Genomic DNA, 14,605 nt, shown 5'->3' on the forward strand with positions numbered 1-14,605 from the left:
GCCTCCATAATGATAATCATTTTCATTTATAACGTTATACTAAAACGTTTTTGAGGACATGTCAATGACTAATTGATAATGATTTTCAAAATCGTTGACAATGAAAATATTATACAATAGACTTGAAATTACTTATTTAAAATTATGTGTTTGGAAGGTTATTTATTATGTTACTAAAGGATAATAGCCAAAGATTATTTGGCTTGTTAATTGCTATTGTTTTATTAATTTTTTTAATGTGTGCAAGCATTGTCTACGGATACACGGATACAACTTGGAAAATGGTATTGGATGCCTTCCGAAATAATAATGGCTCAAACGAACACATTGTAATCGAAACGGTGAGATTGCCTCGATCTTTAATCGCTGCAGCAGTTGGCAGCAGTTTAGCAATCGCTGGTGCACTTATGCAAACTCTTACGAAAAACCCTCTCGCTTCACCCGGTACTTTCGGCGTGAATGCAGGAGCAGGATTTGCTGTTGTGCTTGCCGTAACTTTTTTCTCAGTCGGAAATCTTCAAGCATTCACCTGGATTTCCTTTTTAGGGGCTGCTATAGCCGCCGTTGGTGTATATGCCATTGGTTCCGTTGGTAGAGAAGGGCTTACACCAATGAAGCTAACCTTAGCAGGGGCTGCTATGACTGCCATGTTTGCTTCGTTTACTCAAGGATTTCTTGTCATCAATGAGGCTGCCTTTGAACAAGTTTTATTTTGGTTAGCAGGATCTGTTGAAGGAAGAAAAATGACGGTTCTAACTACTGTACTTCCATATTTAGTGATTGGTTGGCTAGGGTCGATCATCATTGCATCAAAGTTGAATGTCTTGTCGATGGGAGAAGATGTAGCAAAAGGACTAGGTTTAAACACTGGCTTCTTAAAGATATGTGCTGCTATTATAATCATTTTTTTAGCAGGTGGTTCAGTAGCCATTGCCGGACCAGTTGGGTTTATTGGTATTGTTATTCCACATGTAGCTAGATCGATTATCGGTATTGATCATCGGTGGGTGATCCCTTTCTCTGGAATTCTAGGTGGAATCCTTTTACTTACAGCGGATATATTGGCAAGGTATATCATCATGCCACAAGAGGTTCCCGTTGGAGTGATGACCGCCATTATTGGAACTCCATTCTTTATCTACATTGTAAGAAAGGGGTTTAATGCCCGATGAGTGAATATAGAAGTTTTCGGATATTGAAAGGTAAAGTTTCTTTTCTATTAGATAAAAGGGCAACCGTTGTTTTAACAATATTGCTGTTATTATCTGCTGTCATTTTCTTATGGAGCACAGGGCTAGGTGAAATGAAAATAAGCCCACTGACTGTTTTGCAGGTGCTTTTTGGCGGTGGCACAGATATGGAGAAGCTTGTTGTACAGGACTTTCGTCTACCAAGAATTATTGTGGCATTGATGGTAGGAATGTCTCTAGCAGTTGCTGGGGGAATTCTTCAGGGAATGATTCGAAATCCTCTAGCATCCCCAGATGTTCTTGGGATTACTGGGGGAGCAGCAGTTGCAGTAGTAGGTTTTTTAGCCTTTTTTAGCGATCAAAATAATGCATTAACAGTAAGTATAAAATGGATGCCTTTAGCTGCGTTTGCTGGTGCTGGAATTATTGCGCTACTCGTTTATTTTCTCGCCTGGAAAAATGGTGTATCACCGATCAGGCTCGTATTAATTGGTATTGGACTTTCAGCTCTTATGCAGGCGTTAACAACATTAATGATGATATTAGGACCTATTTATCGAGCTAGTCAAGCAAACATTTGGATTACAGGGACCGTGTATGGCTCAAATTGGGCGAACGTAGCGACATTAGTTCCATGGACCGTTATTTTTCTGCTTATTGCCTTTGTCATGGCAAGGAATATAAATGTTCTAGAACTTGGCGATGAAACGGCAACAGGTGTTGGAGGCCGTGTGCAAAGACACCGTTTTTTGTTGTTATTGATTAGTACGGCGCTAATCGGAAGTTCTGTAGCCTTTGCTGGGGGCATTGGCTTTGTAGGATTAATGGCTCCGCATATGGCAAGAAGGCTAGTAGGTTCTGCTTTTGGAGCACTATTACCTGTTTCGGCATTTATCGGCGGGATATTAGTCATGCTAGCTGATCTAATTGGCAGAACATTATTTTCTCCTCTTGAAATTCCAGCAGGTGTTTTCACAGCTGGAATCGGAGCACCTTACTTTATCTATTTATTGTTTAAAACGCGTAATACTTAATACACGGTACTCATTTTTTAAAAAAGGAGCGGACTTGAATGGTGCAAACGATTGAAACTCAAAATTTAACCCTTTCATATGGGGATAGCATTATCATCGATGAATTAGATCTGGAAATCCCAAAAGGTGAAATTACGGTTTTTATCGGTGGAAACGGCTGTGGAAAATCAACGCTTCTTCGATCAATTGCCCGATTGTTAAAACCAAAATCTGGAGCCGTTTTGTTGGAAGGAAAAGCAATTTCCAGAATGTCTACGAAGGACGTGGCCAAACAAATGGCTATTCTTCCTCAGACACCTGTTGCACCAGAAGGTCTTACCGTTCTTCAATTAGTTAAGCAAGGTAGGTATCCTTATCAAACATGGTTAAAGCAATGGACAGAAGAAGACGAAAAACAAGTAACCAATGCTCTAAAAGCAACTGGGATAGAAGAGTTAAAAGACCGGCCTGTTGATTCTCTTTCAGGAGGGCAACGTCAACGAGCATGGATCGCGATGACTTTAGCCCAAGATACTGATATTGTGCTTCTTGATGAACCAACTACATATCTTGATATGACCCATCAAATTGAGATTCTCGATTTGCTTTTTGAGTTAAATGAAACAGAACAGCGAACGATTGTCATGGTACTACATGATTTAAATTTAGCTTGTCGGTATGCGGATAATATTGTCGCGATAAAGGATCAGAAAATATATGCGCAAGGTAAACCGGAGATTGTCATTAATTGCAGCTTAGTAAAGAATGTGTTCGGTATGGACTGTGAGATTATTACGGATCCGCTTTTGGGAACGCCATTATGTATCCCATATGGAAAAGGCCGTTGTATTTTAAAAAAGGCAGGAACGATGATTGGCTCGTGAACTCTCGGATTTACAGATTAATAAGCTAAGTAAGCTGCGCCTGACGACGAGTAAAACTGATTCACCACTTTCCGTTCAAATAAAAGACCTGTTCCATGAGTCGTCTTTACAGAAATATTTGAAAATTGTTGGCAGCCGCATACAGGCTCCAAATGATAAAGTGACGGCTTCTCTTTTCGTAAAAAGATATGCATTTTTGCCGGTTATTTATCTTTATGCCATGTCAGCGTGGAATGTAAAGCTGTCAATCTCATACGAAAATGTATCGATGGAAACAGATGATAACGCAACATTGTGGCTCCCGAGTTTTCGCTTGGCAAATTTGAAGACAGAAACCTTTAAAGAAGATAGAGACAACTGGAGAAAGAATTGTCTTGAATCTTTATTTAAAGAACATTTACTTCCTTTAATCGATTGCCTTGCACGGACTACAAAAGTGTCCAAGCTAATACTATGGGAGAATATAGCCGTGTATATTTACTGGCTTTATGAAACCGTATTAGTGGAAGAAAGTACGGAGGAAGCGATCAAAAATCGTGCCAAGGAAGACTTCCAATTCCTTGTTTTTCAGGCTTCGGGTGATTTATTCGGGGAAGATCTCAAAAATCCGTTAACAAGATATTATAATGAACGCATATATATTGAAGAATTTGGGAAAGAAGTTCGGCCAAGGAAGACTTGTTGCCTGTCCTATTTAACGACAAACAAACAGCGTTGTCAGACATGCCCTCATGTTTGTAAATCAGGTAATTAAAGAGATCGAATAATTGGGACGGACCTAACCTATATGAAAAATGCATCCAGACTTGGATGCATTTTTTTGCCCTTCAGCCTTTTAGATCAATAGAATGACCTAGATTTGGGTGGGGAACTTGAAGCATTTCAATCATTTGAACAGCATTTTGTTGAGAAGAGTCCATCACTTTCTTAGTTAAAGCAATGCCGACATTTTGACTGAGAGAAGCTTGGCTCATTCCGATTGATAAAGCAGCGATATCCATTTATGATACACCTCCTATAAAACGTATATCGGTTAATTTGGAACAATATAAATATTAGTGCAGCATTTATGGTTAATAATGAATTCAATTGGATATGTTAAATTTTATACTAATTTATAAATTTAACCATGAAAGGCTGATGGAACATGCTAGATGAAAAATCGATACAAATTGTTCAATCTACTGCACCTGTTTTGAAAGAACATAGTCAACAAATTGGGAAGAAATTTTACGAACTCCTATTTTCAAAAGCTCCCGATTTATATAACATCTTTAATCAAACGAATCAAAAAAGAGGTATCCAACAGGAAGCTTTAGGATATGCAGTGTATGCTGCTGGTGAGCATATTACGAATCTTGATGCGCTAAAACCGGTTATCGAAAGGATTACACAGAAGCATCGAGCGATTGGAGTTAAGGCTGAACAATATCCGATTGTCGGTGAAACATTGCTTCAAGCAGTCAAAGATGTTCTAGGTGATGTTGCTACAGATGAGATCATTGAGGCATGGGGAAAGGCATATGGATATATTGCCGATGCCTTTATTGAAATTGAAAAAAATCTTTATGAAGAAACTGAAAAACAAGCTGGCGGCTGGGAAGGATACCGAACCTTTTATGTCGATAAAAAAGCAGAAGAAAGTGAAACGGTTACTTCTTTTTATTTAAAACCCAAAGATGGAGAAAAGATTGCTTCATACTCTGCAGGGCAATATCTAACAATTAAAGCGGAAATACCGGGGGAGAAATATAGCCATATTCGCCATTACAGCCTTTCTTTGGCACCTGGAAAGGAGTATTACCGCATTAGTGTGAAACGCGAAGATGCTCATACCGACGCTCCAGCTGGAATTGTCTCTACTTATTTACATGAGAAAGTGAAAGCGGGAGACACTTTACTCGCATCAGCGCCTGCAGGTGATTTCGTCCTACAGAACAACGAACGACCAGTTGTCCTAATCAGTGGTGGAATCGGCATTACACCCATGCTAAGTATGTTAAATACGATCATGGAAGAACAGCCGCAACGTGAAGTGACGTTTATTCACGCAACTGTCAACAGTCAAACACATGCCTTTAAAGATCATGTCTCTCAATTAGTGAAAGAGCATTCGAATCTTAAATCAGTGATATGTTATTCTTCACCAACTGAAGACGATCGAACGTCGGGTCATTTCGATAAAGAAGGCTTTGTAGATATGAACGTATTGCAAGCAAACCTTCCATCAAAAAAAGCGGATTTTTACTTTTGCGGGCCGATTCCTTTTATGCAAGTTATAAATCAAGCACTAAACCAATTGGAAATACCAAAAGAACAGATTCATTTCGAGGTATTTAGTCCAATCGCTATGTTAGACGAATAATTATCGTAAGATTGTCAATTTCTGAGTTGCCTTTAAGGCGCTCTTTTTTTATTTTCACAAGTGTATAAGGAACTATTTTGAAAAAATAGCTATTAATAACACGAACCTTCAGCCGATAAATAGAGGGTACTATATACTAAAGGAGTTAAACATCATATGGCTGAGAAATACAGTATTAAAGTGAATGCGGGTAAAAAGGTTGTCGATATGTTTGTGGGAGGTTCGTTTACCCCTATAGATGTCCAAAATTTTGTCAAAGACTATCAAAAAATAGTTGCATCGATTGACGCGTCATCATACCAATTAATCATTGATTGCACAACAATGGATTTGTTGACACAGGAAATGGTTCCTAGTTTGGAAAATTCCTATAGAATGTACAAAGAGTCGGGGTTTGAAAAAGTCATTTTCACTATTAAAGAGAATACGATTCTGAAAATGCAATTATCTCGATTAGCTCGAAAGACAGGGCTTACCAACGCGGAAGTTGTTAACGTATAATAAAAAATGTGGAGGTTGTCTTAACAAGGGCCTGATCCTTGTTTGGGACAACCTCTTTTTCTAAGAATTTCAATTCGGCTTATGAGGGGACTATAGTAATATGATGAACATTGCGATTAAACAAGTAGCTATTTATCATCCTGAGAATTCGATTAGCAATGATGTGTATATTAAGCATTTCAAGGAAAAAGGAAAAAATATTGAACGATTTTTAGAAGTTATGGGGAGAGAATCTCGCTATGTGATTACTAATGAGAAGGAAAATGGCTTTACAATGGGAGTGGAAGCAGCAAAAAGAGCTCTACAAAAAGCTAACTTTTCTGGTGAGGATATCGATCTTATTGTATTTAGTACACAGGTTCCGGAAACGACTTTCCCAACAAATGCCCTTTTACTGCATGATGCAATTCAAGCTGGTAAGAATACGATCGTTTTGGACTCGAATGCGAATTGTGCGGGCATGACAGTAGCGGTGGAACAAGCAAGTCGATATATGCAGGCTAATCCTCATGTAAAAACAGCTTTAATTGTCGGATCTGATTATAATACATTGATAAGTAATCCAGAAGATGAAATTACATATGCTAATTATGGAGATGCTGCCGCTTGCGTAATTTTGGAAAAAACAGATGAAGATTGTGGATTCCAAGATGCGATTTACTTTACTGATTCAGTAAACCGGGAAAAAATTATGTATCCACCTAAAGGATTATCGCATACCTTGCGTGGAACTGGTGATGATAAATACATTCAATGGCTCCCGTTTGATGGAAGTATGGCCATGCCTCCAACGTATGAAATGCTGCATATCCTGTTAGAGAGAAATCAGCTTACCACCCGTGACATTACCGCCTATTGCTTCTCACAATTTGCCTTGGTGAATATTTTGAAAATCAAGAAGCGGTTACAGATTGCTGACAGCCAAGTTACCTATATAGGCGATCGATTTGGATATACCGGCACAAGCAGCCCTTTTATCGCTTTGCATGAAGGGATTGAAACTGGACGGATTAAACGAGGCGACTATGTAGTGTTCTGGACAATTGGTTCAGGCTATCAATTAGTTGCTATGTTATTTAAATATTAATTTGTTGAAAAAGAGATCATCTAATTTCATTAGGTGGTTTATTTTTGTATGGGTATTAATCCATTCGATCCTTTACGACCCAGAATCGAGATTTACGATCCGAAATGCAAATTTAAAAATTATGAACTCTTCTACAAAAAATCACAGCTTACATTAAAGGTAATACACTGCAGCTTGCATTTGACGATTTTCAACAAATTGTTGAAAAATTAATTAAAACAGCGATTATTCCAATCTTACCTTGTCACATTTTCGGAATCTTTGCGAACATGACATATGGCGGACAAGTTCAATCGATTCTTTCCGTGTTTGCAAAAGTATTTGTAATGATTATTGTGCTGCATATCGTCATGCTTATTCTTCAATATACTGTTGGCGGTTTGCTTCATAAGAAAAATCCGTTTACATTGTTGAAAATCATGGCACCTGCTTATTTTACAGCTGTTGGAACGCAATCTTCTGCGGCAACTATCCCAGTTACGCTTGGACAAGTAAAGAAAACAGGTGTTCAAAGCAGAATTGCTGATTTTACTGTGCCATTATTAGCAACGGTTCATTTGTCAGGAAGCATGATTACACTTGTCAGCTGTTCTGTAGGTGTTATGCTTCTGAATGGTACAACGCCTACCATTGCCATGTATATTCCCTTTATTCTCATGCTGGGTGTTGCAGCTCCAGGTGTACCGGGTGGTGCTGTGATAGCAGCGTTGGGAGTGTTGGAAACGATGCTTGGGTTCGATCAAACGATGATCACGTTAATGATTGCTTTATACTTGGCACAAGACAGTTTAGGAACCGCTACAAATGTGACAGGTGATGGTGCTATTACGATGATTGTTGACAAATTCAGTCCGAAAAAAACTGGGAAAATGAAACAAACGAAAGCAGCTATTTAATGTAGAATTTGGATATCTTAGGGGCTGCCCTTTGTTTTTAGATAAATAACTGTACCACGGTTTAACAGGCTGTAATATCTTCACTTCCTACAGCTTTAGTTCTTCGAATTCATAAGTTTTACTACTCAGTGGCAAACTACACGAGTCGCATCGATTTATTAAAAAACTAAAAAACTTTAAGGTTTAGCGACAGTTAAATGAACCTAAATAACTGTATGTAATGAAAAAAAACTTTCACTGAAATAAGTTTCATTTTATTTTTAATGAAACATTTCAACAAATAGATTATAATATAAGTGCGTCCCTCAAATGGGAAGGTAAGCTAAAGACAAAATTTTTTAGCCAAAGTTTATTGTTTTAATTAGGTGATTTTAAAATTAAAACCTTTAACATTTTAATGGTTTTATTAAAGGTATTTTTTAAAGTTTACTGGAAATGGTAAGCTTAGAAGTATTATTTATTACCCGAATTTATCTATTCGTCATCCATTTTTTGGTGGTCGTAGTAAGGCTCGCCAAGTAATCTGATGTAATTTAGTCGTCTTATACGTATCGACGACTACGGGTGCGTTATGCTATTCTTAAACCATATTAGTATTTGTGTTATGTTTCACGAACTTCTCAGGTCCACATAGATTTGAGAGTCAACACAGGAAATGGGGTCCCTTTTGCCCCGAAAATTAAAAGCATAATTGCTTATCGTAAAGGAGAATTGGATATGTCAGAAACAATCGCTAAAACAAAGCCAGAACAAGAAACACAAAAATTGTCTGCTAGCCAAGAACAACTTGATATCCTTGATCAGCTTTTAAAACCAGAGGTTCAAGAATCCTTGAATGCCTTAGTAGAGCAACTTCCGAAATTAACGGAAATTGTCAATATTATGACGAAGTCTTATGACTATGCTCAATTAGTAGCTACTGACGAAATATTAAAAAATGATACGGTTGGAGCGATCAAAGAAATTGCAGGACCTGTAGCTGGTTCAGTGAAATCACTTGCACAAACTGCCATTGAAGCAAAAGACCGTGCAGACCAAAGCAAAGATGTAGTTGGTCTCTTTGGACTGTTGAAAATGCTAAAAGATCCACAAGCACAGAATCTTTTCCGTTTCGCAAATGCATTCCTTGAAATTAATGCAGAACGTAATAAAAAATAATTCATTATCCATATAAATCGTAAGGGCGGAGGATACACGATGTCAATTTCAAAACATATTGTTATCTTAGGTGCAGGTTACGGCGGACTACTTACTGCTTTAACTGTTCGTAAATATCTAAGTAAAGAACAAGCAGAGGTAACTGTTGTAAACCAGTTCCCAACACACCAAATTATCACTGAATTACACCGTCTAGCAGCACATAATGTTGCTGAAGAAGCGGTTGCAATGCCATTGGACAAACTTCTAAAAGGCAAAGATATCGATCTTAAAATTGCAAAAGTTGAATCATTTTCTGCAGACAATAAAGAAGTGAAATTATCAAATGGTGCTACTTTATCATATGATGCTCTAGTTGTCGCTTTAGGAAGTGTAACGGCATACTTCGGTATCCCAGGACTAGAAGAAAACAGCATGGTATTAAAATCAGCCAATGATGCGAACAAAATTTACGCACATGTTGAAGACCGCATTCGTGAGTATGCAAAATCTAAAAATGAAGCAGATGCAACCATTGTAATTGGTGGCGGTGGGCTAACTGGTGTTGAATTAGTTGGCGAACTTGCTGATATCATGCCTGAGCTTGCGAAAAGCCATGGTGTAGATCCGAAAGAAATTAAATTAAAGCTTGTAGAAGCAGGTCCGAAAATCTTGCCTGTACTACCAGAAAATTTAATTGAACGTGCAACTGCAAGTTTAGAAGCGCGTGGCGTTACATTCTTAACAGGTCTTCCTGTAACAAATGTTGCTGGTAATGAGATTGATTTGAAAGATGGTCAAAAAATCATTGCGAATACATTCGTTTGGACAGGCGGCGTACAAGGGAATCCACTAGTTGGTCAGTCTGGACTTGCAGTCGATCGTGGCCGTGCGACAGTTAATGAATATCTACAATCATCTTCTCACGCAGATGTATTTGTTGTCGGTGACAGTGCTGTTGCCTTCCCTGAGGAAGGTGGTCGTCCATACGCACCAACTGCACAAAACGCTTGGCAAATGGGTGAATTAGTAGGATATAACTTATTCGCATATTTACAAGATGCAACGTTTGAAAAATTTGCACCAATTAATTCTGGTACACTTGCAAGCCTTGGCCGCAAAGATGGTGTTGCAACAGTCGGTGGCAACGATATTCCACTTAAAGGTCTTCCAGCTACACTAATGAAAGAAGCAAGTAATATCCGTTACCTTGCACATATTAAAGCTTTGTATAGCTTAGCTTACTAATTGAACGGTAAAAATACCCGTTGTTGCTTATTGAAATAAGTAGCAATGGGTTTTTTTATAACAACACTTGGATTATTTTACCGATTATGGAATTTTTGCTTTAATTCGAAAAAATCTTCATTGATTGCTCCATAAAAATAGAGGAGTTCTAAAGAATTTGGAGTAATTCTTTATCCAAAGCTGTTATTTATTCATAGTAGATCGCTTTGATTGACTCTTCTAGAGTACTTTTGTACTCAAACGACGGAGAAGGAGATAGATTACGATGTTAATAAAGCGCTTACTTTATTTGGTTGTTTTCCTTGCTTTTTTATTGGCATCTGGATGCACCATTTATTTTGGCAAGGAAACCTTTCATACCCATGAGAGTTTAGCTCAAACAAATCATCAGTTTAGTTATCACTTTGTGCTAATACCCGAAGAAGTGGATAACGAATATTGGCGGCTTATTGAAGAAGGCGCTCGTGAAGCTGCTACCATATACAATGTAAATTTAGAGTATCTAGGCCCAAAGCAAGCCGATAGTGACGAGCTTTTAAAAACGATCGATGTGGCGATTGCTGGGAAAATTGATGGAATTTTAACGCAAGGAATGAAAGACCAGGAGTTTATTAGTCTACTTAATAAAGCGGTCGGAAAAGGAATCCCTGTTGTGACGGTTGATACGGATACCCCAAATAGTGAGCGGACGAGCTATATAGGAACTGATAACTATTATGCAGGTTTTTTAGCGGGGAAGGCGTTGATAGCTGATACGACAGGTGAACAAAAGGTAGCCATTATCACCGGTCGCTTCGCGGCTGCTAATCAGAAACTTCGAGTACAGGGCTTTATGGATGCAGTGGAACGAGAAAAACGGATTGAAATTGTTGATGTTCAGGAATCGAATATCACGAAAATTGGTGCAGTGAAAACGACACATCAGCTACTTATGAAACATCCTGAGGTGACGGCGTTTTACGGAACGAGCGCACTGGATGGTATCGGTATTGCTCAAGTAGTGGAGTCGAAGAACATAAATAATCTTTATATTCTTGCGTTTGACACACTTCCTGGAACGCTTAAATTAATGGAAAAAGGAATAATAGATGCAACAGTTGTTCAATATCCGAAGCAGATGGGATACAAAGCAGTTGAAGCACTATTTGAATTAAAGCAAGGAAAAGAAAGGGAAGAAATTAAACATACGGATACGACGGTTATTCATAAACAAGACTTACCTTTTACTCAAGCCACGTTCATTGGGGGAAGACGTCCATGAACTCGATTCGTTCGAAACTTGTCATCTATTTTTTAGTGTTTGTTGTTCTATTTAATTTCGTATCTTTTGCTATTTTTTTTAGCAGCAAGCAAATGGTTTCAGAATATCATGAAAGCTTTCGGGGATTTCTGCTCTTAAATGAAATTTCACAGCAGTCCAGTAGGATTTATGAAACAATTAATGCGTATGTAGTGGAACGAAATGATACATATATTGTAGAATATCGGGAAATACGAGGGAAGTTTATCGGAAATGAAAAACGTCTAAAAAATGCAGCGATAAGCGGAGTAAACCATCAATCGCTTGAAACGTATCGAGCGATGATGAACAGCTTGCTTGATGAAAGCGAAGCAACCATTGCTTCTGTTCAATTAGAGGATGTAGATGTATATTCGTTTCATTTAAAAGAAATTCAAAATATCTCCAATTATATTCAGGAAAAAACATTAAGCCTATTAAACGTAGAGCTTACTGAGTATCAAGATTTCTACGACAATATGGAGAAGCGGAATACGTCATATCAATGGTTTACGATTAGCTTATTCACCTCTACCATTCTCCTTGCATTATTAATCGCAGTATTTTTTTCAAGAGGTCTTACTAGACCCATTTATAGCCTAACAAAAGCTGCTAAAGAAGTGTCTGCTGGAAAACTGGACGGTGAGCAGGTTTTGATTCAGTCGAATGATGAGATGAAAATTCTGAGTGAATCTTTTAATCAGATGAGAACGAATATCCGCCAGCTTATCGTTGAAATCAGGCAAAAATCCGAACTCGATCGGCTGTTAAAGGAATTAGAGCTTAAGCATTTACAAAATCAAATCAATCCCCATTTTTTGTTTAATACGTTAAATACGATTTCAAGAACGGCCTATCTAGAAGACGCCCATCTCACTTCAAGACTGATAGAATCTGTTTCTACTATATTGCGCTATAGCTTAGAAGACTTGGATAAACCGGTGACTCTACGTGATGAAGTGAAGGTTGTCCAAGAGTACTTCTATATTCAAAAAAATAGATTTATCGATCGGATTATGTTTTCCACAACGATTGATGAAACATGTCTCGATTTGGGAATACCGAGCCTTATTTTGCAGCCAATCATTGAAAATGCTTTTATTCATGGTGTTGAGGACCTCGAGGATAATGGAGAAATTTCTTTACATATTTATCGCCAACCGGATTATGTCGTCGTGGAAGTGAAGGATAATGGAAAAGGCATGGATCAAGAAATGGTGTCTGCTTTGATGAATGAAAAATCTTCTGTTGAAGGTCACCACGAAAAGCGTATGGGACATTCTACGGGAATTGGTTTCAAGAATGTACATAAACGACTGCAATTATTTTATCAACAGGCTGATTTAATGGAAATTGACTCAAGTTCAGAAATCGGTACGACGGTCAGAATTCTTATTCCTGAAAAAGGGTGTGATTGTGGATGAAAGTTGTCATTGTAGATGATGAATTGGTGGAGCGAAAAGCAATGAAAAAGCTTATTGAAGAAAATTTTTCCGATATTAAAGTGATCGGTGAAGCAAAGAACGGCAGAATAGCGATTGAACTCGCAGATGAATTACAGCCGGATGTTATGTTCATCGATATTAAGATGCCCGGACTGAATGGATTAGAAGCCATTGGGCTCATTCGCAAAAGTCAACCGCAGATCAAGTTTATTGTAGTATCAGCTTACGCTACCTTTCAATATGCAAAGGAAGCGATGCAGGAAGGTGTTAAAGAATATCTATTAAAGCCAGGCAAAAAAAATGAAACCATTGAGACGATTCACCGTGTCTATAAGGAATTCCAAATAGAGAAGGAATCAGACGCATTGTTACAACAAACCTTTTTAGAGGCAAGAAAAGTAGCAGAGCAACATGTGCTAATGAAGATTATGCAACAGGATCGTACGGAAGAAACAGAGAAAATGGTTCGAGATTTGTTTCCTGAGATGAAAGTGGGCTTTTTTCACGTGTATTCTTGTTCGAATCAGCATCAATATCAACTACTAAGTCATGGTCTATCACAACTTTCACCGCATCCATATATTATCGGCGAGTTAACAAGTGAGCGAGTAGCTGTCCTTTTTTTCTTAAATGAAAATCTTTCTTCACAAGGAAAAGTTCATGCATTAACAGTGGCGCGGGATGTAACGGTATTCGTAAATAAAAGGGAGCAGGTACAAATGCGGTGCGGAATTGGATATCCAGCAACCATCAAGAAGCTTGCTAAATCTTATCAAGAATCGGCACTTTCCTTAAATCAATTGCGAATAAGGGATGGAAGTTATTATGGCTTTCCACGTCAAGAAAAAGAGGAGGAGTCCAACGAAATAGGCGAAGTGGTTTTACAGCATTTATTGTCGGGGGATTACATAACAACCATCGCACATTTTGAGCAGTACTACGAACAATTCATGGTAAATAATAGAGAAATCTTAGGTATGGAGCGAATTAGGGAAGATTTGATCAGTGCGAAACGACAACTAGAAAACCAAGGTGTATTTGTAACCGATTTAGATGTAATCTCCATTCAATCAAAGCAAGGCTATTTGGAATTAATCGCTGATCTTTGTGAGCGGATATTGCTGCATCATGAAGGACAAAAAATGGTATCCAAGGCGAAGGCGTATATTCACGAACATTTTCAATCATCACTTAGTTTAGAGACGATTGCTGAGTATATTCAGCTAAGCCCTACTTATTTTACGAAGCTTTTCAAAGATCAGACTGGGCAAACCTTTATTGATTATTTGACTATCTACAGAATTGAACAGGCCATTCATTTGTTACAACGAACATCCCAAAGCTTAAAAGAGATTTCTTATGCTGTCGGCTATAAGAATCCCAACTATTTTAGCCGTGTTTTTAAGAAAATCACCAATAAATCGCCAAAAGAGTATCGAAAACAAATCATAAAAATGTGAAGATAATCGTAAAATAGTTTAGAAAAATGGGACCATTCCCTCTCCTCCTCTTCCTTATAATTAAAAATAGATAGCGCTTTCATATACGGTGATGATGAGG

Annotated in this window: 13 protein-coding genes and 1 pseudogene; 13 read left to right on the forward strand and 1 reads right to left on the reverse strand. The window is 38.0% G+C overall.

Annotated elements, in window-relative coordinates:
• Positions 1–167: 167 nt before the first annotated feature.
• From ACIQZI_RS02010 to fhuF, 4 genes are read left to right on the forward strand one after another with little or no spacing between them, the layout of a single operon-like run.
• Positions 168–1,172, forward strand: coding sequence for a FecCD family ABC transporter permease (locus ACIQZI_RS02010; protein ID WP_062176478.1), 1,005 nt, complete (start codon positions 168–170; stop codon positions 1,170–1,172).
• The gene (locus tag ACIQZI_RS02015) at positions 1,169–2,224 is read left to right on the forward strand and encodes a FecCD family ABC transporter permease (protein WP_062176481.1); all 1,056 of its coding nucleotides are present in this window, start codon (positions 1,169–1,171) and stop codon (positions 2,222–2,224) included. The genes ACIQZI_RS02010 and ACIQZI_RS02015 overlap by 4 nt, the downstream gene beginning before the upstream one ends.
• A 38-nt stretch (positions 2,225–2,262) precedes the next feature.
• A complete protein-coding gene (locus tag ACIQZI_RS02020) occupies positions 2,263–3,087 on the forward strand; it encodes an ABC transporter ATP-binding protein (protein WP_403068729.1) in 825 nt (274 codons plus the stop codon).
• Complete coding sequence (gene fhuF / locus ACIQZI_RS02025; RefSeq protein ID WP_403068732.1) at positions 3,077–3,841, forward strand: siderophore-iron reductase FhuF; 765 nt, start codon at positions 3,077–3,079, stop codon at positions 3,839–3,841. The genes ACIQZI_RS02020 and fhuF overlap by 11 nt, the downstream gene beginning before the upstream one ends.
• Positions 3,842–3,914: 73 nt before the next feature.
• Here fhuF and ACIQZI_RS02030 read toward each other — a convergent pair whose 3' ends face one another.
• Positions 3,915–4,088 (reverse strand): YjfB family protein, encoded by a 174-nt coding sequence (locus ACIQZI_RS02030; RefSeq protein ID WP_082191167.1) that lies wholly within the window; start codon positions 4,086–4,088, stop codon positions 3,915–3,917.
• A gap of 146 nt (positions 4,089–4,234) precedes the next feature.
• On the opposite strand from ACIQZI_RS02030, the gene hmpA reads away from it, so the two are divergent.
• From hmpA to ACIQZI_RS02075, 9 genes and pseudogenes are all read left to right on the forward strand, one after another.
• Positions 4,235–5,452 carry an NO-inducible flavohemoprotein gene (hmpA, locus tag ACIQZI_RS02035; RefSeq protein WP_403068736.1) on the forward strand — a complete coding sequence of 406 codons (1,218 nt, stop codon included), beginning with the start codon at positions 4,235–4,237 and terminating at the stop codon, positions 5,450–5,452.
• A gap of 156 nt (positions 5,453–5,608) precedes the next feature.
• The gene (locus ACIQZI_RS02040) at positions 5,609–5,953 is read left to right on the forward strand and encodes a hypothetical protein (protein ID WP_403068744.1); all 345 of its coding nucleotides are present in this window, start codon (positions 5,609–5,611) and stop codon (positions 5,951–5,953) included.
• Between the two features lie 100 nt (positions 5,954–6,053).
• Positions 6,054–7,040 (forward strand): ketoacyl-ACP synthase III, encoded by a 987-nt coding sequence (locus ACIQZI_RS02045; protein ID WP_403068748.1) that lies wholly within the window; start codon positions 6,054–6,056, stop codon positions 7,038–7,040.
• A gap of 146 nt (positions 7,041–7,186) precedes the next feature.
• A pseudogene (locus ACIQZI_RS02050) lies at positions 7,187–7,936 on the forward strand (cation:dicarboxylate symporter family transporter); the annotation flags it as partial.
• Between the two features lie 717 nt (positions 7,937–8,653).
• A complete protein-coding gene (locus tag ACIQZI_RS02055) occupies positions 8,654–9,094 on the forward strand; it encodes a helical membrane plugin domain-containing protein (protein WP_403068751.1) in 441 nt (146 codons plus the stop codon).
• Positions 9,095–9,139: 45 nt separating this feature from the next.
• Positions 9,140–10,321, forward strand: coding sequence for an NAD(P)/FAD-dependent oxidoreductase (locus tag ACIQZI_RS02060; protein WP_403071992.1), 1,182 nt, complete (start codon positions 9,140–9,142; stop codon positions 10,319–10,321).
• A gap of 265 nt (positions 10,322–10,586) precedes the next feature.
• Positions 10,587–11,582, forward strand: coding sequence for a sugar-binding protein (locus ACIQZI_RS02065; RefSeq protein ID WP_403068754.1), 996 nt, complete (start codon positions 10,587–10,589; stop codon positions 11,580–11,582).
• Complete coding sequence (locus ACIQZI_RS02070; RefSeq protein ID WP_062176506.1) at positions 11,579–13,024, forward strand: sensor histidine kinase; 1,446 nt, start codon at positions 11,579–11,581, stop codon at positions 13,022–13,024. The genes ACIQZI_RS02065 and ACIQZI_RS02070 overlap by 4 nt, the downstream gene beginning before the upstream one ends.
• Positions 13,021–14,505, forward strand: coding sequence for a response regulator transcription factor (locus ACIQZI_RS02075; RefSeq protein WP_403068758.1), 1,485 nt, complete (start codon positions 13,021–13,023; stop codon positions 14,503–14,505). The genes ACIQZI_RS02070 and ACIQZI_RS02075 overlap by 4 nt, the downstream gene beginning before the upstream one ends.
• The last annotated feature ends 100 nt before the right edge of the window (positions 14,506–14,605 follow it).

Source organism: Peribacillus sp. NPDC096379, assembly GCF_044762875.1.
GTDB lineage: Bacteria > Bacillota > Bacilli > Bacillales > DSM-1321 > Peribacillus.

Coding starts and splice junctions, on each gene's coding strand:
- ACIQZI_RS02010 (WP_062176478.1), top strand. CDS start 168: ATGTTACTAAAGGATAATAGCCAAAGATTATTTGGCTTGTTAATTGCT.
- ACIQZI_RS02015 (WP_062176481.1), top strand. CDS start 1,169: ATGAGTGAATATAGAAGTTTTCGGATATTGAAAGGTAAAGTTTCTTTT.
- ACIQZI_RS02020 (WP_403068729.1), top strand. CDS start 2,263: ATGGTGCAAACGATTGAAACTCAAAATTTAACCCTTTCATATGGGGAT.
- ACIQZI_RS02030 (WP_082191167.1), bottom strand. CDS start 4,088: ATGGATATCGCTGCTTTATCAATCGGAATGAGCCAAGCTTCTCTCAGT.
- hmpA (WP_403068736.1), top strand. CDS start 4,235: ATGCTAGATGAAAAATCGATACAAATTGTTCAATCTACTGCACCTGTT.
- ACIQZI_RS02040 (WP_403068744.1), top strand. CDS start 5,609: ATGGCTGAGAAATACAGTATTAAAGTGAATGCGGGTAAAAAGGTTGTC.
- ACIQZI_RS02045 (WP_403068748.1), top strand. CDS start 6,054: ATGATGAACATTGCGATTAAACAAGTAGCTATTTATCATCCTGAGAAT.
- ACIQZI_RS02055 (WP_403068751.1), top strand. CDS start 8,654: ATGTCAGAAACAATCGCTAAAACAAAGCCAGAACAAGAAACACAAAAA.
- ACIQZI_RS02065 (WP_403068754.1), top strand. CDS start 10,587: ATGTTAATAAAGCGCTTACTTTATTTGGTTGTTTTCCTTGCTTTTTTA.
- ACIQZI_RS02070 (WP_062176506.1), top strand. CDS start 11,579: ATGAACTCGATTCGTTCGAAACTTGTCATCTATTTTTTAGTGTTTGTT.
- ACIQZI_RS02075 (WP_403068758.1), top strand. CDS start 13,021: ATGAAAGTTGTCATTGTAGATGATGAATTGGTGGAGCGAAAAGCAATG.